This window comes from Helicobacter pylori (genome assembly GCF_030323545.1).
GTDB lineage: Bacteria > Campylobacterota > Campylobacteria > Campylobacterales > Helicobacteraceae > Helicobacter > Helicobacter pylori_CO.
Genome location: NZ_CP122954.1, coordinates 940729 through 960464 on the forward strand (window position 1 = coordinate 940729; position 19736 = coordinate 960464).

A 19736-nucleotide genomic window follows, 5' to 3' on the forward strand; every position below is an offset into this window, starting at 1 on the left:
TCAATGGCTTTTTAAGTTTTTCAAATCCACTTCCCAAAAGAAATCAATCCATTCAGGAGCGTCTTTTAAAAACGCATCGGCTTTGTATTTCGCGCTTGTTTTTTGGAACAAACTCGCGCTATAAAACTTTTTATCAGGGTGTTTATTTTGCAACACTTTAAGCACCGCTTCTAAAGAATTACCGCTATCTACGATTTCATCTACCACAAGAATGGTTTTTAGACGCTCTTTGATCGTGGGGATATTTTCAATTTTGAGAGCGTTTTGTCGGTTGGTGGTATCATAAGAAATCGCATTGATGCCATAAACTTCCCTTAAATTCCAGTGCAAACTCAAAAAATGCGCTAAAGTCATGCCCCCTCGCATCACGCACACGAGGGCTTCTGGGACATTGCAAATTTGCTCTACTTGTTTGACTAATTCCAAACTGTCTTTTAAAAAGGTTTCATAAGAATAGTGCATTATAATCCTTAAATTTCATAGTATTGCTTCAAAAAGGTTGTATTCGCCACGCCATCAAACTCCCTTAAATTCAAATCGTTTAGGGCTAATTCTAGGGCGTTCAAAGCGTAAGCGCTTTTGTAAACAGGAATGATCCCCATGTGGTTGATACGAATGAGCGCGTCTTTATAAGGCTCTTGACCGCCCGCAAATTGCACCTGATATTTTTCTTTCAAAAGGTTTTTTAATTCTTTGGCATGCTCGTTAATAATCGTTGTCATGCTCAAGCTCGGGCTTTTAGGGAAAATCTTTAAACCTAAAGCTAAAACGGCTTTTTGAGTGGCTAAAGCGACTCTTTTGGTCTCTTGATAGAGCACTTCAAAGCCCCCTAAATTTTGCACCAATTCAAAATAGCGTTGCAACCCTAAAGTGTGTAAAATAGGAGCGGTGTAGCTTGTGGTGTTATCTCTTTGGTTTTTCAATTCGCTCTTTAAATTGAAATAAAACCCCACATTGCGTTCTTCTATGCGTTCAATCGCTTTCTGGCTCAATGCGACTAGGCTCATCGCAGGAGGCAGCATGAACGCTTTTTGACTCCCTCCAATGAGTGCATCAACATGCGTTATTTCTAAAGGCTCAACCCCTAAAGCGGTGATAGCATCCACTATCACAAAAACATTCGGATTAGTTTCTTTGATCGCTTGAGCGATTTTTTCTACAGGGTGTCGTAACCCCCCACTAGACTCGCATGCTTGAATGCAAAACGCATCAATGTTAGGGTTGGCTTTAAGCGCGTTTAATATCCCATCCACTTGGGCCGGTGTGTCCCATTCATAGACTAATTCATGGGCTTTGATAGAATGGGCTTTAGCGATCTTGCCAAACCTTTCGCCAAACTTGCCCGCATTAACAAAAAGCAACTCTTTTTGACACAACGAAACCACGCTCGCTTCCATAGCCCCCGTCCCGCTGCTGCTTAAAAGCAAAACTTCTTCTAAACCGGTCATTTTTTTTAAATTTTCTCGCACGCTTTGGAAAATCTTTTCAAAATCTTTGGTGCGGTGGTGGGGCATTGGCTGAGAAAAGCTTGAGCGCATCTCTTCGCTAATGGCTACAGGGCCTGGAGTGAAAAGCAACATTTTAACATTAACCTTTAATTTTTGAGAGAATTTAAAAGTTATCATACTAAAACGCGCTTAAAATTAAGCCTTATTGTTTAAGAAAATCGCTTTTTAATGCAAATAAAATGCTAAAATGCCATGATTTAAAAAGAATTTAAGGCAATAATTGAATAAATTCAGTCTTCGCGCGTGTTTTTTAACCCTTTTTTTTAGCGGGTATTCTAAAAAAGCTCCTGGAACGATAGGGAGTTTAGTAGCGTTGTTACTAGGCTTGCCTGTTTTAATTTTTTCGGCTAACACTTTGTTTTTAGCGGCGATTTTAATCGGGCTTATCGCTATCGCTCAAATAGACAAGGAAGAAGCAGAGAGTAAGATCCATGACAGCTCCTACATTGTGATAGACGAATTAGTGGGCATGTGGCTAGCGATGGCGATTAGCGGGTTATCGTTAGCGGGTGTGGTTTTGAGTTTTATCTTTTTTAGGATCTATGATATTACTAAGCCATCACTCATTGGCAAGATAGACAAAGAAGTTAAAGGGGGTTTAGGGGTTGTGGCTGATGACGCTTTAGCGGGTGTTTTAGCCGGATTGAGCACTTTATTAGTCATCAATATTTTAGGATTTTTTAACATTAAACTTTAATTTTAAGAAAATTCAAAAGCCTTTTTTTAGGTAAATATAGATAGACTTTATTGCAATCGTTTTTAAGGAGTTTGATCGTGGAGTTTTGCGTTTTATTTGGTGGGGCGAGTTTTGAGCATGAAATCAGCATTGTGAGCGCGATCGCACTTAAAGAAGTGTTAAAGGATAGGATTAAATATTTTATTTTTTTAGATGAAAACCATCATTTTTATTTGATTGAAGAATCTGACATGCATTCAAAATACTTCGCTCAAATCAAAGAAAAAAAATTACCTCCCCTAATCCTTACGCGCAATGGCTTGCTTAAAAACTCGTTTTTAGGCGCTAAGATTATAGAATTGCCTTTAGTGATCAATCTCGTGCATGGGGGCGATGGCGAAGACGGGAAATTAGCGAGCTTGTTAGAATTTTATCGTATCGCTTTTATAGGTCCTAGGATTGAAGCGAGCGTGTTGAGTTATAACAAATATTTAACCAAGCTTTATGCCAAAGACTTAGGGGTAAAAACTTTAAATTATGTTCTTTTGAATGAAAAAAACCGCGCTAACGCCTTGGATTTGATGAGCTTTAATCTTCCTTTCATCATCAAGCCTAATAGTGCTGGGAGCTCTTTAGGGGTGAATGTTGTGAAAGAAGAAAAAGAATTGATTTACGCTTTAGACGGTGCGTTTGAATATTCTAAAGAGGTCTTAATAGAGCCTTTCATTCAGGGAGTGAAAGAATACAATTTAGCCGGTTGCAAGATCAAAAAGGATTTTTGTTTTTCTTATATTGAAGAGCCTAGCAAACAGGAATTTTTAGATTTCAAACAAAAATATTTGGATTTTTCACGCAATAAAGCCCCTAAAGCGAATCTTTCTAACACCCTAGAAGAACAATTAAAAGAAAATTTTAAAAAACTCTATAATGATTTGTTTGATGGCGCGATCATTCGTTGCGATTTTTTTATCATAGAAAATGAAGTGTATCTTAATGAGATCAACCCCATTCCTGGCAGTTTGGCCAATTATTTGTTTGATGATTTTAAAACAACGCTAGAAAATTTAGCGCAATCATTGCCCAAAACCCCTAAAATCCCAATCAAAAACTCTTATTTGTTGCAAATCCAAAAGAATAAGTAATGGCCAAACGCAGTATCGCTTATTTGGATAGCGTTTTTGACATTTCCTACACTTTTACAGACCACCATAGCCCTTTAAACGCCTTGTTTTTGCATGGTTGGGGGAGTTCTAAGGAAATCATGCAACAAGCGTTTCAAGGCTGTTTTTTAAATTACAACCATTTGTATGTGGATTTGCCCGGCTTCAATCAAAGCCCTAACGATGAAAAAGTTTTAGAAACTAAAGATTATGCTAATATCATCAATCTGTTTTTAAAAAGCGTGGATAAAAAAGCGCATGTCGTTTTTGGGCATAGCTTTGGAGGGAAAGTAGCGATCTTGTGTGAAAACGAACAAATTGTTTTATTGAGCAGCGCGGGGATCTTAGAGCCAAAACCCTTAAAAGTGCGTTGTAAAATCCTTTTGGCTAAAATCTTTAAAAAATTAGGCTTGAATTTAGGGTTTTTGAGGAGTAAGGACGCTATGGGGCTTAATCAAGCGATGTATGAAACCTTTAAAAAAGTGATTAGCGAAGACTTTAGCGATCATTTCAAACGATGCGAGAAGGAAGTTTTATTATTTTGGGGTAAAGACGATAAAGCAACCCCCTTAAGCTCCGCTCAAAAAATGCAAACCTTATTGAAAAGAAGCGCGTTATTCGTTTTAGAAGGGGATCATTTCTTTTTTTTAAACCAAGCAAAAGAGATTGAAAAACTAGTGGAGAATTATCATCATGCAAAGTCTTAGTTGGCTGAATTTAGCGTTTCGTTGGCTCTTTATAACAGGGCTTGGCTATTATATAATGACTTTATTGCAATGGTATCATTACAGCGTGTTTAGGATTTTAACCAAGCACCACAAAATGCGTTGGCATGGGATTTATTTTTTATTGCCTTTAGGGGTATTTATCCTATCGTATGCTTTCAAAATGCCGTTTGTTTTTGATTTCTTTTGCGGCGTTATTCAAATGCCCATGCTCATTATCTGGGCCAAACGCAACGACAAGCCTTTAGTTTTCACGCCAAGGGTGAAGCGCTTTTTCATCTTCTTATTACTCTTTTTAATCTTGCATGAAATCTTAAATATAGAATTAGTCCCTTTGGATGGGATTTCGCTCGCGCTTGGCTATTTGTGTTTATTTATATTCGTTTTGAGCGCTTCTTTAATCTTTGAAAAAGTCCTATCCAAGCAGTATTTGCAAACCGCTAAAGACAAAATCGCCTCTTTAAAGAATTTAAAAGTCATCGCCATTACCGGAAGTTTTGGGAAAACCAGCACCAAAAATTTCTTGCTTCAAATCTTACAAACCACATTCAACGCGCATGCAAGCCCCAAAAGCGTCAACACCCTTTTAGGGCTTGCGAATGATATTAACCAGAATTTAGATGATAAGAGCGAAATCTATATCGCTGAAGCCGGGGCAAGGAATAAGGGCGATATTAAAGAAATCACCCGCCTCATTGAACCGCACCTTGCTGTGGTCGCAGAAGTGGGCGAACAGCATTTAGAATATTTTAAAACTTTAGAAAATATTTGCGAGACTAAAGCGGAATTATTGGATTCCAAGCGCTTAGAAAAAGCCTTTTGTTATTCTGTGGAAAAGATCAAGCCCTATGCCCCTAAAGATAGCCCCTTAATAGATGTTTCTAGCCTGGTTAAAAACATCCAATCCACTTTAAAAGGCACTTCTTTTGAAATGCTTATAGATAGCGTTTGGGAAAAATTTGAAACAAAGGTTCTAGGGGAGTTTAGCGCTTATAATATCGCTTCAGCTATTTTAATCGCTAAGCATTTAGGATTAGAAACCGAAAGGATCAAACGGCTTGTTTTGGAACTCAACCCTATCGCCCATCGTTTGCAACTTTTGGAAGTGAATCAAAAAATCATCATAGACGATAGCTTTAACGGGAATTTAAAGGGCATGTTAGAGGGCATTCGTTTAGCGAGTTTGTATGAAGGGCGTAAGGTTATTGTAACACCGGGATTAGTGGAAAGCAATACAGAAAGTAATGAAACTTTAGCGCAAAAAATAGACGAGGTTTTTGATGTCGCTATCATCACAGGGGAGTTGAATTCCAAAACGATTGCTTCACAATTGAAAACCCCCCAAAAAATCTTACTCAAGGATAAGGCGCAATTGGAAAATATCTTACAAGCCACCACGATTCAGGGCGATTTGATTTTATTCGCTAATGACGCCCCTAATTACATTTAGGAAATGAACATGCAACATTTATACGCTCCTTGGCGCGAAAGTTATTTGAAAGAGAAAAATAAGAGTTGTGTCTTTTGCGGGATTTCTCAAAACCCTACAAAAGATTCAGAAAACAGAGTGCTTTATAGAAATAGCGATCTCTTTGTGGTGATGAACGCCTACCCTTATAACCCGGGGCATTTGTTGATCATTCCTCATGCGCATCAAGCGAGCGTTGAACTTTTAGATCTTAACATTTGGCTAAACATGAATAAATTAGCGCCTAAAGTGTTAAAAGCGTTGTATGCTTATGGCGCTCAAGGGATCAATTTAGGTTTGAATTTGCACAGAAACGCCGGAGCAGGAATCCCTGAGCATTTGCACATGCATTTAGTGCCTAGGTTTTTAGGCGATAGCAATTTTATGAGCGTTATCGCTCAAACTAGGGTGTGTGGGATTGATTTAAATGAAACCTATCTTGCGTTAAAAAACTTATTAGAAAAGGAGCTTGGTTGAAAACAAACGCTTTTAATTTGGGTGTGTTACAATTGATTTTAATTCATTTTAAGGAGTGTCAGCGATGAAGGCGCGTGGGTTTAAGGCAAAGATGCGTGGTTTTAAGATTTTTTCAGGGAGCGCTCACCCTGCCTTTGGCAAAGAAGTGTCAAAGCATTTAGGCGTTCCCTTATCCAAAGCCGTGATTGGCAAATTCAGCGATGGTGAAATCAATATCCAAATCAGCGAATCGGTGCGCGGTAAGGATATTTTTATTGTCCAGCCCACTTGCGTGCCGGTTAATGACAATTTAATGGAATTGTTAGTCATGGTAGATGCTTTAAGGCGCAGTTCCGCCAATTCTATCACAGCGGTGTTGCCGTATTTTGGCTATGCCAGACAGGACAGAAAAGCGGCTCCAAGAGTGCCTATCACGGCTAAAATGGTCGCTAATTTGATGCAAGAAGTGGGGATTGAAAGGATCATTACAATGGATTTGCATGCCGGGCAAATCCAAGGCTTTTTTGATGTGCCGGTGGATAATTTATACGGATCTATCGTTTTTAGAGATTATATCCGCTCTAAAGCGTTAAAAAACCCTGTGATCGCTAGCCCTGATGTGGGTGGGGTTACAAGAGCCAGGTATTTTGCCAATCAAATGGGCTTGGATTTAATCATCGTGGATAAGCGCCGTGAAAAAGCTAATGAAAGCGAAGTGATGAATATTATCGGCTCAGCAAAGGAGCGCGATGTGATTTTAGTAGATGATATGATTGATACCGCAGGCACGATCTGTAAAGCCGCTTTGGCCTTAAAAGAACAAGGGGCAATTTCTGTCATGGCGTTAGGCACGCATGCGGTTTTGAGCGGGAATGCGATCAAGCGCATTAAAGAAAGCATGTTAGATGAAGTGGTGGTAACCAACTCTATCCCTTTAGTTCAAAAATGCGATAAAATCACCACTTTAAGCGTAGCGCCCTTATTTGCGGAAGTGATCAGAAGGATTTATCATAACGAAAGCGTCCAATCGCTTTTCACTTAAAAAGGGGATAAAAGAAGAGCGGGAGTGGTGGATTCTGTAGGACTTGAACCTACGACCAATCGGTTATGAGCCGAGTGCTCTGACCAGCTGAGCTAAGAATCCAAAATTCCCAAAGGATGGTTTGCTATTGTATCCAAAAATATAGCGAAAAGCAAGCAGGTTTTCTAGGATTGCAAACAGGATCATAAAAGTGATAAAACTGCTCCCCCCATAGCTGAATAAGGGTAAGGGAATCCCCACCACAGGGGCTAACCCTAAAGTCATGGCGATATTCACGCTGGAATAAACAAAGATTAAAATAGAAATCCCAAGGGCTACAATCTTTAAAAACCAATCGCTGTTGCTCTCAAACAGATAAAAAAATAAATGCAAACTCAAGCCTATATAAATCGCAAAAAGCAACATAGCCCCTAAAAACCCGAAACGCTCCACGAAGTAAGCGAAGATAAAATCGCTCGTTGCAATAGGCAAAAATTTGAATTTGGTTTGCGTGCAAGCCTCTTTAGATTTGCCTAAAAACCCGCCCGATCCTATAGCGATAATGGATTGCATGACATGGTAATTAGGCTTTTCAGAAAGAAAGTCTGCGATGCGCTTTTTTTGGTAATCATGCAAAAAATGATAAGCGATAGGCGAAGCCACTAAAAGAGCGATAAAAAGAGGGAGCCACACCCTAGTCCTTAAACCCACGATAAGTAAAATCCCAAAACCCATGATGAGCACAATAAGAGCCGTGCCTAAATCAGGCTGTTTTAAAATCAAAGCCGCCGGTAAGCAAATGTAAAAACTAAGCTTTAAAAACATACCCCAATCATAGCCCTTAAAAGGGGGTGGGTTGATTTTAATCAAATGCGCCAATAACAAAAGGATAGCGATTTTCACGGGTTCGCTAGGCTGTAAAGTGATAGAAGTGAAAGGAATGACTAGCCATCGTTGTGCTCCAAGCTTACTCGATCCCATAAAATCCACTAACGCTAATAAAATAACGCATGCCCAATAAAACACAAAGAGCCAGCGATCGAGCTTTCTGAAAGGGATAAAAAACACGATCCAAAAGAGAATAAACCCTATCGCATAATAAACCCCTTGCTTCAAGCTCAAAACCGCACTGCTCTCAAAAATCAATACAAAAGAAACCACCAACAAGGGGATAATAAACACAAAAGGCAAAAGATCAAAATGCATCCAAATCCTTTTGTCTAATGCCATGCGTTTTTCATAACCCCTAATCTGATTGTGTTAATTGTTTGATTGTATCCAAGTTGAGATAATTCTCCTTGAAAAGGGATTTTATCGTATCCATTGCAGGCAGTTCCACTTCGCCCGTCTCATCATTAAAGCACTTTTCTAGCACTTTCAAATAAGCAAACCCAATGCCTTCTGTGATAGCCACAGCGGTTGCACTCCCTGCAACACTCCCCACAACAGGAATGAATTTAAGCAAACCATTAACGAGCGTTCTCCCCACTTGCGCGATAGCGGTCACGCCCAACAATCCTGTGATTAATGATGCGGCTACAGATTCTTCCAAATCCATTCCAAAAGCGTCATTCATTTTATAGATCATTCCTGCTTGAATGGGTGCAATAGCGAACGCATCGCTAAAGGGTATGGGGATAAGCCCAGCCGCTCCAGCCGCTCCTGATGCAACATGGATAATGGTTTTACATTCCTCTATCATGGCTTGCTTTCTTGCTTGGATGTTAGCTTTTTGAATCAGCAAGAAATGGTTTTGTTTGTTTTTCTTAGCTTCTATCAAGCATTTTTTCGTTTCATCTACCAATTCTTCTAAACCTTCAACAGGGACTTTTAACCCCCTAAACGAAAAGGCAACGGAATTGACTCTCGCATAGGCTTTGATAAAACCTTTAAACCCCCATTCTTCGTCTATGATCCTTTTAGTTTCTTGGACAAATGCCTCGCCGTCTTCGGCTTGAGTGTTTGTGAAAACGATAATCGTTGGGATATTCCAATTTTTAGCGAAGCTTAATAGCTCTCTCTCTCTCTTGAACCCTAGAAGAAGTCTCTTTAACGCACAGATACGCCACATCAATGGCTTCTTTTTCATCAAGCGTTTTAAAAGAATCTTCCATTTCTTTTTTAATGCTTTCCATGGTGTCGTGGTAATCTTTACCTTCAATGCCTTTAGTGTCCCACAAAATCAAGCCCTTCTTTTCATCAACATATTTTTCAAGATGCTGAGTGATGGGTTTTCCTACGCCTGCTTTAGCGATTTCTTTACCAAATAGAGCGTTAATGAGCGAGCTTTTACCCACACCAGTACCCCCCATGAGCAAAACATTCATCTTTGGTTTTTCCTTTTTGATGTGTTCAAGCATCTTGCTCATGTTCAATCCTCCCTCTTTCCCATCAAGCGTGAATGAGTCGCCTAAAAAGCCACGCAAAACGCCGTTCAGTTTATCATGCCCGTTATGTTCCATTAGAACCCCTTTAAAAATGATTTGAGCCACAAAATGTTGGTGCACTGATTATAGCGTATTCAAATAATGAAATAGGATTTTTTTAAGGTTTTGAGTAGAATAATGGTTTTTAAAAATGCAAAAAAGAGTTTGAATGCAAAAAGAGTTTGAATGCAAAAAGTTTTCATCGCCCCTACCCATTACAAACGCCTTGATGAATTTTTAGCCAAAGAATTGCAAATTTCTAAAAACCAAGTATTGAATTTGATTAAAGAGGGGCTGGTGTTTTGTCAAAAAAAGGAGGTCAAAAAAGGGGGGCTAGCCTTAAAAGAGGGCGATGCAATCACGCTTTTAACGCCCAAAATCGCGCCCAAACCCTTAAAAAGAGATCTTGATTTAGAAATAGAAGTCATTTTTGAAGATGAAGACTTATTGGTGTTGAATAAGCCTCCTAATCTAGTCGTCCATAAAGCCCCAAGCGTGAAAGAGCCTACTTTAGTGGATTGGTTAAAATCTCAAAATTACGAGCTTTCTAATCTGGGCTTAAAAGAGCGCTATGGGATTGTGCATCGTTTGGATAAGGATACGAGCGGAGGGATTGTCATCGCTAAAAACAATTTTACCCATGTTCATTTGAGCGAGCAACTCAAAACTAAAATGATGGGGCGCTACTATATTGCCTTGCTTTCAACGCCCTTAAAAGAAGAAAAAATGAGCGTGGAATGCTATTTGGCAAGAAACCCCAATAACCGCTTAAAAATGATAGCGCTCAAAGCGGCTAAAAAAGAAAAAAGCCGTTATTCTAAAAGCGAATTTACTAGCTTGCTGACTTCTCAAAATGGCATGGATTTGATAGGGGCTAAACTATTCACCGGGCGCACGCACCAGATCAGAGCGCATTTAGAATATTTGAACAGACACATCATCGGCGATAACCTTTACGGGCTTAATGAAGCGCTTCCTAAAGAAGAAATAAGAATCATGCTGCATGCCTATTTGATAGAGTTCAAACACCCTAGAAGCGAGCAAAAACTGCGCTTTAAAGTTCCCCTATTAAAGGATATGTTAGAATATCTTAAAAAAGTTTTTGACAAGGAGAATTTAGATGAGGTCTTGGATGAAGAAAAAATACTTCACGCTTTTATTGCAAAGTAGTGTGGTATTAGCGGTTTTTATAGGGTGTTCTTCTACCAGGAATCATACTTTTTCAGCCCTTAATAATCAAGAAAATATAGATACTAAGCTTCCGGTAGTCCATTCTATTAAAACCATTAACGATGTGAGTTCAGTGGGTTTTGAATGGCCTAAAATCGCTGACACTTATGACATTGATGGGTTTATTTTGTATCGTTTGAAAAAAGACTCCAAGCTTAAAAGAATCGCCACGATTAAAAACCCTTATGCGACCCACTATTATGATGAGGGGCTAGAAACAGAGAGTTCTTACACTTACCAATTAGCCACTTACAAGGGCGATAAAATCTCTAACCTTTCAGACCCTATTTTAGTAAAAACCTCTTTTATCAATCCTGTAGAAAGCGTTTTTGCAAGCCTTGAATACCCTAAAAGCGTGAAAGTCTTTTGGAGCCCGCACCCAAATCCCAGCGTTTCTAAATACATCATTCAAAGACAGAATAAAGACGGCAAATTTTTAAATGTAGGGGCTGTAAAAAACCGCTTGTTTGTGGAGTTTTTTGATAAAGATTTAGAGGATGGGAAAAAATACCGCTACCAAGTCATTGCTGAAAATTTCATGGGGGATAAATCCAGGCCTAGCGTCATAGTGGAGGGGAAAACCAAAGACTTACCCAAAGAAATCACTAATGTTAGAGTGAGCCAAAACCTCACACGACACATTGAATTGAGTTGGGATAAATCCCCAGAAGAAGATGTGATAGCTTATCGCATTTACGCTTCCAACAACCGCAACGACAAATACAAATTCATCGCTCAAACCACCAACACTTCCTATGTGGATAAAATAGAAAAAGACAACCTCACTCGTTATTACAAAGTCGTCGCCCTTGATAAAACGCATCTTGAAGGGGCGTTACCCAAAGAGCCTGCCATGGGTGAGACCGCTGACAGACCCGAAGCCCCTATCATCACTAAAGGGACTATTCAAGATTCTTCAGCCTTTATCCAATGGGAAAATAACCCAAGCGCTAAAATAGCCACCTATGCGGTGTATCGTTTTGAAGCCAATTCTAAAACCCCTTTGCGCTTTGGGAATATCACCAAAAACCAATTCGTGGATAAGGACATGAAAGTGGGCGTGGCTTACCGCTATCAAGTGGTGAGCGTGGATAAAGATGGTTTAGAGTCGCACCCAAGCAAAGAAGTGCGTTTGTTTTTAGAGCGCTAAAAGGGTTTTAATGCCCCATTTTTTAGCCAAGCTAGACTCCAAGCCTTTAGAATACCCCTTAATTGAAGGGGATTTTTGTTTTCATAAGGAATTTTTAAGCTTAAAACACCCCACTAAAAGCTGTGTGTATGCGAGTTTTAAGGATCGCATTTTTTTATTGCAAAAAATCCGGCGAGCGGGTGATTTTTTGATCAAAAGCGAAAAAGCAACGCCCTTAAAAAGAGAGGTTTTAAAACAAGCTTTAAGGATTTATTCGCAATCTTTTGAAGTCATTTCGCATAATTTGCAAGAAAATTCTAAACATGCGAGCCAAAAAAAAGCCCTTGATTTAGGAACTTTTGAAGACTTTATTCAAAAAAATCAAGCCCCTATTTTAGCCGAAATTGGTTTTGGGAGCGGTAGGCATTTGATAGAATTAGCCAAAAACAACCCCACTAAAACATGTTTAGGGATAGAGATTCACACCCCGTCTATCGCGCAAGCGTTAAAGCAAATGGAGTTGTTGGATTTAAAAAATCTGCACATCTTGCAAGGCGATGGCCGTTTAATTTTAGAAAGCATGCCACATCACAGGTGCGAGAAAATTTTTGTGCATTTCCCTGTGCCATGGAATGAGAAAAAACACCGCCGAGTGCTAAGCGAAAAGTTTTTAAACGAAGCTTTAAGGGTTTTAAAGCCTAAAGGGTTTTTGGAATTACGAACCGATGATAGCCTTTATTTTGAAGACAGCTTGAAATTGGCCCTAAAAAACTTTAAATGCGAGATAGAAATCAAAAAAAACGCTCAAATCCCGGTGGTCAGCAAGTATGAAGCGCGTTGGAATAAACTCAAAAAAGATATTTATGATTTAAGAATTTATTCTTTAGAATGGAATGAAACCCCTTTTGATAACCATGCATTTGATTTTTCTTTTGATACAATAACAATGAGTAAAAAGAGCGTTAAAACGATTTTAAAAACCCCAAAAATTATTAAAGAGGGGTATTTTGTGCATGTTTGTAATATTTATGAAAATAAGGGGGATTTTTTAGTGGAATTGAGCATGGGGGATTTTGATTGGCCTGTGCGTTTGTTTGTTTTACTGACAGAAAACCAGATTTTTTATCTCAATAAAAGCCCCTTAAAAACCTTAAACAACCACAAAGCGCATCTTTTGCTTCAAAATATCCTAAGCCAAAAGGGAATTGGATGAGTGTGATCATCGCAGCGAATAATCTATGCTTGCAATACCAGCAAAACGAACCGGTCATTAAGCATGCTAATTTGCGCATCAAACGCAAGGATTTTGTGTTCATTTCAGGGCCTAGCGGGAGCGGTAAAAGCACGCTTTTGCGTTCGTTCTATGGGGATTTAAAACTTTTTAGCGGTAAATTAGAAGTTTGCAATATCAACATGAACAACGCTTCAAAATCAACGATTTTAGATTTGCGTAAAAATATTGGCGTGGTTTTCCAAGATTATAAATTGATCCAAGATTACACGATTGAGCAAAACATCAAACTGCCGATGATTATTTGTGGCGTTAAAAAAGAAGAATGCCATTTGCAGCTAGAAAAACTTTTAGGGCATATTGATTTACGCCATAAGGCTAACCGCTACCCCAAAGAGCTCAGTGGGGGCGAACAACAGCGAGTAGCTATGGCTAGGGCTATGGCGAACTGCCCTGAACTCATTTTAGCCGATGAGCCTACCGGGAATTTAGACGATTATTCTAGCGATAAAATCTGGAGCCTATTAAGGGGCATGAACACGCAATTAAACGCTACGATCGTGGTGGTTACGCACAAATTCCCTAAAAATTTTAGCGCTTATCACCGAAAATTTTATATAGAAGATGGGGAAGTTTATGAATACTCTTAAAAAGCATTTAGCCTTTATCATTCCCCTGGTAGCGTTATTGTTTAGCTTGGAGTGCGTGCTATTTATCAATCAAGCGATAGAGCAGAAAGAAAAAAAATTGATTGAAGATTATTCGGTCGTGTTGGCCAGCACGCAAAAATTAGGCTTGGAATTGTTGCGTCAAAATTTTAGCGAAATCATAGCGTTAAAAGAAATGGATCCTAATTATTCTTTAGAGCCTCTTCAAAAAACCTTAGGCACAGACGGGCTTAAGGAATTAAGGAAAAATTTACCCTTTTTTTATTCTTTACAACTTTCCACATTCCCCACTCAAGAGCGTTTAGAAAACATTAAAGAAAAATTGCTCAAAATCCCTGGCGTTCAAAAAGTTGAAGTCTTTGCCAAAACTTACATGCAAGTGTATGATCTCTTGAGTTTTATTAAAGCGGCGGTCTATATCTTTGCGTTAGTGGTCTTTGTCTTATCGGTTTTATTGATGTTTAAGCAAGTCCGCATCTGGATCTATCAATACCATGAGAGGTTAGAGATCATGGATTTATTAGGGGCTTCGGTATCTTTTAAAAACGGGTTTTTGTATAAAATAGCTTTAATGGATTCTTTAATCGCTAGTTTTTTAGCCCCCATGCTCATGCTTTATATCACTTCGCAAAAAGGTTTTGAAAAAACGATGGATACTTTAGGTATTATAGGAGGCGCGTTTGTTTTAAACCATTTTTTATGGGGACTGCTTTTTAGCCTTGTGGTCTCATTTGTTTCTGTTTTACTTGTAGCTTGGAGGACTAGACATGTATAAATTAGGAATATTTTTATTAGCCACCTTACTATTCGCTAACACGCAAAAAGTGAGCGATATTGCTAAAGATATTCAACACAAAGAAACCCTTTTAAAAAAAACCCATGAAGAAAAAAACCAATTGAACAGCCGTTTGAGCTCTTTAGGCGAAGCGATCCGCTCTAAAGAGCTTCAAAAAGCTGAGATGGGGCGCCAAATGATCGCTTTAAAAAAGAGTCTTGAAAAAAATCGTAACGAAAGTTTGGCACAAGAAAAAGTCCTAACCAACTACCGCAAGTCTTTAGATCATTTGCAAAAACAGCGATCGTTTTTACAAAAGAAGGTGTTTGATACGCTTTTACAGGATTTCCTTTTTTCACAAGCCCTAAAGGGGCAGAATTTAGCCTCTTCTAATGATGTTATTTTACAAGTAGCGTTTGAAAACTTGCACCAAAACACTCTGTCTAAAATGTCGCAACTAAGCCAAGAAGAAAAGGATCTCAACGCGCAGGCCTTAAAAGTCAAAAGCAGCATTCAAAAAATCTCATCTGTCATAGATGAGCAAAAAACTCGTGAAGTAACCTTAAAATCCTTACAAACCGAACAAGATAAGCTCATTTTGAGCATGCAAAAAGATTATGCGATTTATAACCAACGATTAACCCTTTTAGAAAAAGAGCGCCAGAATTTAAACGCTCTTTTAAAACGCTTGAATATCATCAAACAAAACAGAGAAAATGAAGAAAAAGTCAGTTTGAAAAAATCTTCTCAAGCCTTAGAAGTCAAACAAGTAGCGAGCTCTTATCAAAATATCAACACCACGAGCTATAACGGGCCAAAAACGATCGCTCCCTTGAACGATTATGAAGTGGTGCAAAAATTTGGCCCCTATATTGACCCGGTTTATAATTTAAAAATTTTTAGCGAGTCTGTTACGCTAGTGTCAAAAACCCCAAACGCTTTGGTGCGTAATGTTTTAGACGGGAAAATCGTGTTCGCTAAAGAAATCAACATGCTTAAAAAAGTCGTTATCATTGAGCATAAAAACGGCATCCGCACGATTTATTCCCAATTGGATAAAATCGCCCCCACCATTAAAAGCGGCATGCGGATCCAAAAAGGCTATGTTTTAGGGCGCATTGATCAACGCTTGGGCTTTGAAGTTACCATGAGAGAAAAACACATCAACCCCTTAGAACTCATCGCGCGCAATTAAGATTTAACAAATCGTTTTTATTGCCGATATTGGCTAAAGAGCTTATGCAAACAAATAAATCATTATACTTGTAGGCATGGAAAAATTTGGAGGTTTTTATGGTCAATAAAGTTCAAGGGATTGGGATTCCCACATCTCACACAAGCGTTCAAACAACCCCTACAAAAGAGATCAGTCGCGCAAATACTATAAACACTATTGATGAATCTAAGACAACAATAGACCCTGATCAATACAAACCCAAGCTAGAATTATTGAGCGAGCGTCTAAATGAAGAAATGAAACGCATCGGCACGGATATTAATTTTAGTTATAACGATACGATTAAAGGGTTAGTGGTTTCAGTTAAAGACGCTAACGGGGATAAGGTGATAAGAGAAATACCCTCTAAAGAGGCTGTGGAGCTTATGCAAAGAATGCGTGATGTGATAGGCATTATCTTTGATGAAAAAGGCTAAAGATTAGAGGTAAAACATGGCAATAGGTTCATTAAGCTCATTAGGGCTTGGCAGTAAGGTTTTGAATTACGATGTGATTGACAAGCTTAAGGACGCCGATGAAAAAGCGTTAATCGCCCCCTTAGATAAGAAAATGGAGCAAAATGTTGAAAAACAAAAAGCCCTTGTAGAAATTAAAACGCTTCTTTCAGCTCTAAAAGGCCCGGTTAAAACGCTTTCAGATTATTCCACTTATATCAGCAGGAAAAGCAATGTTACAGGCGATGCGTTGAGTGCGAGCGTGGGGGCTGGCGTGCCTATTCAAGATATTAAAGTGGATGTGCAAAATTTAGCGCAAGGCGATATTAACGAATTAGGGGCGAAATTTTCTTCAAGAGACGATATTTTTAGCCAAGTGGATACCACGCTCAAATTTTACACGCAAAACAAGGACTACGCCGTTAATATTAAAGCAGGAATGACTTTAGGCGATGTGGCTCAAAGCATCACGGACGCTACCAATGGCGAAGTGATGGGCATTGTGATGAAAACAGGAGGGAATGACCCCTACCAATTAATGGTGAATACCAAAAACACCGGCGAAGACAACCGTATCTATTTTGGCTCACACCTCCAATCCACGCTCACTAACAAAAACGCCCTTTCTTTGGGGGTTGATGGGAGCGGGAAAAGTGAATTGAGTTTGAATTTAAAGGGGGCTGATGGGAATATGCATGAAGTCCCCATTGTGCTAGAACTCCCTGAAAGTGCTTCTATCAAACAAAAAAACACCGCAATCCAAAAAGCGATGGAGCAGGCTTTAGAAAATGACCCTAATTTTAAAGATTTGATCGCTAATGGGGATATTTCCATAGACACTCTTCATGGGGGGGAATCTTTAATCATTAATGACAGGCGTGGGGGAAACATTGAAATTAAAGGGAGTAAGGCTAAAGAGCTTGGGTTTTTACAAACCACCACCCAAGAAAGCGATTTGTTAAAAAGCTCTCGCACCATAAAAGAGGGTAAATTAGAAGGGGTAATTAGCTTGAATGGTCAAAAACTGGATTTAAAAGCCTTAACCAAAGAGGGCAACACCAGCGAAGAAAACACAGACGCTATCATTCAAGCGATCAACGCTAAGGAAGGCTTGAGTGCGTTTAAAAACGCCGAAGGCAAGCTTGTGATCAATTCTAAAACCGGAATGCTAACGATCAAGGGCGAGGACGCTTTAGGCAAAGCCAGTTTGAAGGATTTGGGTTTGAATGCTGGCATGGTGCAATCTTATGAAGCCTCACAAAACACGCTTTTTATGTCTAAAAATTTGCAAAAAGCGAGCGATTCAGAATTCACTTATAACGGGGTGAGCATCACACGCCCCACTAATGAGGTCAATGATGTGATCAGCGGGGTTAATATCACTTTAGAGCAAACCACAGAGCCTAATAAACCCGCCATTATCAGCGTGAGCAGGGACAATCAAGCCATTATAGACAGCCTCACTGAATTTGTCAAAGCCTATAATGAGCTTATCCCTAAACTAGACGAAGACACTCGTTATGACGCTGACACTAAAATCGCTGGGATTTTTAACGGCGTGGGCGATATTCGCGCGATTCGATCTTCTCTTAACAATGTGTTTTCTTATAGCGTGCATACGGATAATGGGGTAGAAAGCTTGATGAAATACGGGCTTAGTTTAGACGATAAAGGCGTGATGAGTTTAGATGAGGCTAAATTGAGTAGTGCCTTAAATTCTAATCCTAAAGCGACTCAAGATTTTTTCTACGGGAGCGATAGCAAGGATATGGGGGGCAGAGAAATCCACCAAGAGGGCATTTTTTCTAAATTCAATCAAGTCATCGCCAATCTCATAGATGGAGGGAGCGCTAAATTAAAGATTTATGAAGATTCCCTAGACAGAGACGCTAAAAGCCTGACCAAAGACAAAGAAAACGCTCAAGAGCTTCTAAAAACCCGCTACAACATCATGGCGGAACGCTTTGCGGCTTATGATAGCCAAATTTCTAAAGCCAATCAAAAATTCAATTCCGTGCAGATGATGATCGATCAAGCGGCGGCTAAAAAGAATTAAAAAAACAGAGAGTTATCAATTTTAAAGGATAAAGGAACATTATGCAATACGCTAACGCTTATCAAGCCTACCAGCATAACCGAGTGAGCGTGGAATCCCCGGCAAAACTCATTGAAATGCTTTATGAGGGGATTTTAAGATTTTCTTCGCAAGCCAAACGCTGTATTGAAAATGAAGACATTGAAAAAAAGATTTATTATATTAACAGGGTTACGGATATTTTCACGGAATTGTTGAATATTTTAGATTATGAAAAAGGGGGGGAAGTGGCAGTGTATCTTACAGGCTTATACACCCATCAAATCAAAGTTTTAACGCAGGCTAATGTGGAAAATGATGCGAGTAAGATTGATTTGGTGTTGAATGTGGCTAGGGGGTTACTAGAAGCTTGGAGGGAAATCCATTCAGATGAACTCGCCTAATGCGTTATTAGATTCCTTTAAAATCGCTCTTATAAAAAAGGATTCTAAGCTTGCCTTTTCATTGATAGAGTGCCTTTCTTTAGAGCAAATAAAAAGCTTAGATTTAGACACGCTTTTAAGCCTTAAGGAAATGATAGCCCAAAGCATTGAACTATTAGAAAAAGAAAAAGAAGAATTGCAATCACAAATGCATAAGGCTAAGAAGATTCAAAAATTTTTGTCTTAGATTTTTTAAACTACGATACAATAAAACCACTATTTTTATTGAAGGCTAAAGATTGTCTGAACCCATAGATAGATTCACACGCATAAGGTGGTTGTTTAAAAATAATTTTGAAAAAATCCGCCAACAAAGGGTTTTAATCTGTGGCGTTGGGGGCGTTGGAGGCTTTGCGCTAGACGCTTTGTATCGTGTTGGGATAGGGCAAATCACTATCATTGATAAAGATGTGTTTGATGTTACCAATCAAAACCGCCAGATTGGCTCAGAAAGGATAGGAGAATCTAAAGTGTTGGTGTTGCAAGATCTCTATAAGGGCATTCAAGCTTTGAATTTGCATGTAGATGAAGCGTTTTTAAATTCATTTAATTTTAGAGATTATGATTACATTTTAGATTGCATGGACGATTTGCCTATTAAAACAAGCTTAGCGATAAAATGCCAAAATTTCGCTTATGGGAAATTTATCAGCTCTATGGGGAGTGCGAAACGCTTGAACCCTAAACACATCCAAGTGGGGAGCGTGTGGGAAAGCTATGGCGATAGATTCGGGCGTAAATTTAGGGATTTTTTAAAAAAACGCCGTTTTAAAGGGGATTTTAAAGTGGTTTTTAGCCCTGAAGTTCCGCATTGCATAGAGCTTGGGAGTTTTAATGCGGTTACAGCGAGTTTTGGTTTGCAAATAGCGAGTGAAGTCGTGCAAGACATTATCCAATAAGGTATTATCAACAATGAAAGGAAGTGGAATGAAAGATTACGAAGACGAATTGGAAGATTTTGAAGAAGAAGAATTAGAAGGCTTTGAAGAAGAAGATGAAGAGTATGGGGATTATAAGAATGTCTATGATGATGACGATTATGAAGACTATAACTCTGATTATGAAGAAGAGTGAA

The 19736-nt window shown here is 39.0% G+C and carries 23 protein-coding genes and 1 tRNA gene; 18 read left to right on the top strand and 6 right to left on the bottom strand.

Annotation, left to right across the window (positions count from 1 at the left end):
- A complete protein-coding gene (locus tag QAP06_RS04405; protein ID WP_075651545.1) occupies positions 1-462 on the bottom strand; it encodes a phosphoribosyltransferase in 462 nt (153 codons plus the stop codon).
- A gap of 8 nt (positions 463-470) precedes the next feature.
- The gene (locus tag QAP06_RS04410; RefSeq protein ID WP_286465009.1) at positions 471-1580 is read right to left on the bottom strand and encodes a pyridoxal-phosphate-dependent aminotransferase family protein; all 1110 of its coding nucleotides are present in this window, start codon (positions 1578-1580) and stop codon (positions 471-473) included.
- Positions 1581-1728: 148 nt separating this feature from the next.
- Here QAP06_RS04410 and QAP06_RS04415 point away from each other — a divergent pair, with 148 nt between their 5' ends.
- From QAP06_RS04415 to QAP06_RS04440, 6 genes are all read left to right on the top strand, one after another.
- Positions 1729-2205 (top strand): phosphatidylglycerophosphatase A family protein, encoded by a 477-nt coding sequence (locus QAP06_RS04415; RefSeq protein WP_131128166.1) that lies wholly within the window; start codon positions 1729-1731, stop codon positions 2203-2205.
- Positions 2206-2282: 77 nt separating this feature from the next.
- The gene (locus QAP06_RS04420) at positions 2283-3326 is read left to right on the top strand and encodes a D-alanine--D-alanine ligase (protein ID WP_286465013.1); all 1044 of its coding nucleotides are present in this window, start codon (positions 2283-2285) and stop codon (positions 3324-3326) included.
- Positions 3326-4051 (top strand): lipase EstV, encoded by a 726-nt coding sequence (gene estV / locus QAP06_RS04425; protein ID WP_286465016.1) that lies wholly within the window; start codon positions 3326-3328, stop codon positions 4049-4051. The genes QAP06_RS04420 and estV overlap by 1 nt, the downstream gene beginning before the upstream one ends.
- Entirely contained in the window at positions 4038-5519 is a 1482-nt protein-coding gene (locus tag QAP06_RS04430) for a Mur ligase family protein (protein ID WP_286465017.1), read from the top strand. The genes estV and QAP06_RS04430 overlap by 14 nt, the downstream gene beginning before the upstream one ends.
- A gap of 9 nt (positions 5520-5528) precedes the next feature.
- Entirely contained in the window at positions 5529-6014 is a 486-nt protein-coding gene (locus tag QAP06_RS04435) for an HIT family protein (RefSeq protein WP_286465018.1), read from the top strand.
- A 64-nt stretch (positions 6015-6078) separates the two neighbouring features.
- On the top strand, positions 6079-7035 hold the full coding sequence (locus QAP06_RS04440; RefSeq protein ID WP_286465019.1) for a ribose-phosphate pyrophosphokinase: 957 nt from the start codon (positions 6079-6081) through the stop codon (positions 7033-7035).
- A gap of 25 nt (positions 7036-7060) precedes the next feature.
- Here QAP06_RS04440 and QAP06_RS04445 read toward each other — a convergent pair.
- The 4 genes from QAP06_RS04445 to QAP06_RS04460 form a co-directional block, all read right to left on the bottom strand.
- Positions 7061-7137 (bottom strand) — tRNA-Ile (locus tag QAP06_RS04445).
- On the bottom strand, positions 7099-8244 hold the full coding sequence (locus QAP06_RS04450) for an FtsW/RodA/SpoVE family cell cycle protein (RefSeq protein ID WP_187896256.1): 1146 nt from the start codon (positions 8242-8244) through the stop codon (positions 7099-7101). The genes QAP06_RS04445 and QAP06_RS04450 overlap by 39 nt, the downstream gene beginning before the upstream one ends.
- A gap of 16 nt (positions 8245-8260) precedes the next feature.
- Positions 8261-9085: a YcjF family protein gene (locus QAP06_RS04455; protein WP_286465020.1), complete on the bottom strand. Its 825-nt coding sequence runs from the start codon at positions 9083-9085 to the stop codon at positions 8261-8263.
- A complete protein-coding gene (locus QAP06_RS04460; protein WP_286465022.1) occupies positions 9012-9476 on the bottom strand; it encodes a GTPase in 465 nt (154 codons plus the stop codon). Before QAP06_RS04460 ends, QAP06_RS04455 begins: the two co-directional genes overlap by 74 nt.
- 150 nt (positions 9477-9626) lie before the next feature.
- Here QAP06_RS04460 and QAP06_RS04465 point away from each other — a divergent pair, with 150 nt between their 5' ends.
- The 12 genes from QAP06_RS04465 to QAP06_RS04520 all read left to right on the top strand — a co-directional run bounded on the left by QAP06_RS04465 (position 9627) and on the right by QAP06_RS04520 (position 19735).
- A complete protein-coding gene (locus QAP06_RS04465) occupies positions 9627-10610 on the top strand; it encodes an RluA family pseudouridine synthase (RefSeq protein ID WP_286465024.1) in 984 nt (327 codons plus the stop codon).
- Positions 10573-11820, top strand: a complete 1248-nt coding sequence (locus QAP06_RS04470) for a fibronectin type III domain-containing protein (RefSeq protein WP_187838634.1) — start codon at positions 10573-10575, stop codon at positions 11818-11820. Before QAP06_RS04465 ends, QAP06_RS04470 begins: the two co-directional genes overlap by 38 nt.
- Positions 11821-11830: 10 nt before the next feature.
- Positions 11831-13012, top strand: a complete 1182-nt coding sequence (gene trmB, locus QAP06_RS04475; protein WP_286465026.1) for a tRNA (guanosine(46)-N7)-methyltransferase TrmB — start codon at positions 11831-11833, stop codon at positions 13010-13012.
- Positions 13009-13680: an ABC transporter ATP-binding protein gene (locus tag QAP06_RS04480; RefSeq protein ID WP_021064114.1), complete on the top strand. Its 672-nt coding sequence runs from the start codon at positions 13009-13011 to the stop codon at positions 13678-13680. The genes trmB and QAP06_RS04480 overlap by 4 nt, the downstream gene beginning before the upstream one ends.
- On the top strand, positions 13667-14473 hold the full coding sequence (locus tag QAP06_RS04485; RefSeq protein ID WP_286465029.1) for an FtsX-like permease family protein: 807 nt from the start codon (positions 13667-13669) through the stop codon (positions 14471-14473). Before QAP06_RS04480 ends, QAP06_RS04485 begins: the two co-directional genes overlap by 14 nt.
- Positions 14466-15668, top strand: coding sequence for a murein hydrolase activator EnvC family protein (locus tag QAP06_RS04490; RefSeq protein ID WP_286465030.1), 1203 nt, complete (start codon positions 14466-14468; stop codon positions 15666-15668). The genes QAP06_RS04485 and QAP06_RS04490 overlap by 8 nt, the downstream gene beginning before the upstream one ends.
- Before the next feature lie 98 nt (positions 15669-15766).
- Positions 15767-16126 carry a flagella length regulator FlaG gene (gene flaG, locus QAP06_RS04495; RefSeq protein WP_286465032.1) on the top strand — a complete coding sequence of 120 codons (360 nt, stop codon included), beginning with the start codon at positions 15767-15769 and terminating at the stop codon, positions 16124-16126.
- A gap of 16 nt (positions 16127-16142) precedes the next feature.
- Entirely contained in the window at positions 16143-18200 is a 2058-nt protein-coding gene (gene fliD, locus QAP06_RS04500) for a flagellar filament capping protein FliD (RefSeq protein WP_286465033.1), read from the top strand.
- Between the two features lie 41 nt (positions 18201-18241).
- Positions 18242-18622, top strand: a complete 381-nt coding sequence (fliS, locus tag QAP06_RS04505) for a flagellar export chaperone FliS (RefSeq protein WP_001199081.1) — start codon at positions 18242-18244, stop codon at positions 18620-18622.
- Positions 18609-18848, top strand: coding sequence for a hypothetical protein (locus QAP06_RS04510; RefSeq protein WP_286465034.1), 240 nt, complete (start codon positions 18609-18611; stop codon positions 18846-18848). Before fliS ends, QAP06_RS04510 begins: the two co-directional genes overlap by 14 nt.
- A 52-nt stretch (positions 18849-18900) precedes the next feature.
- Positions 18901-19560: a tRNA threonylcarbamoyladenosine dehydratase gene (locus QAP06_RS04515; RefSeq protein ID WP_286465035.1), complete on the top strand. Its 660-nt coding sequence runs from the start codon at positions 18901-18903 to the stop codon at positions 19558-19560.
- 28 nt (positions 19561-19588) lie between these two features.
- Positions 19589-19735 carry a hypothetical protein gene (locus QAP06_RS04520; protein WP_000656201.1) on the top strand — a complete coding sequence of 49 codons (147 nt, stop codon included), beginning with the start codon at positions 19589-19591 and terminating at the stop codon, positions 19733-19735.
- The last annotated feature ends 1 nt before the right edge of the window (position 19736 follow it).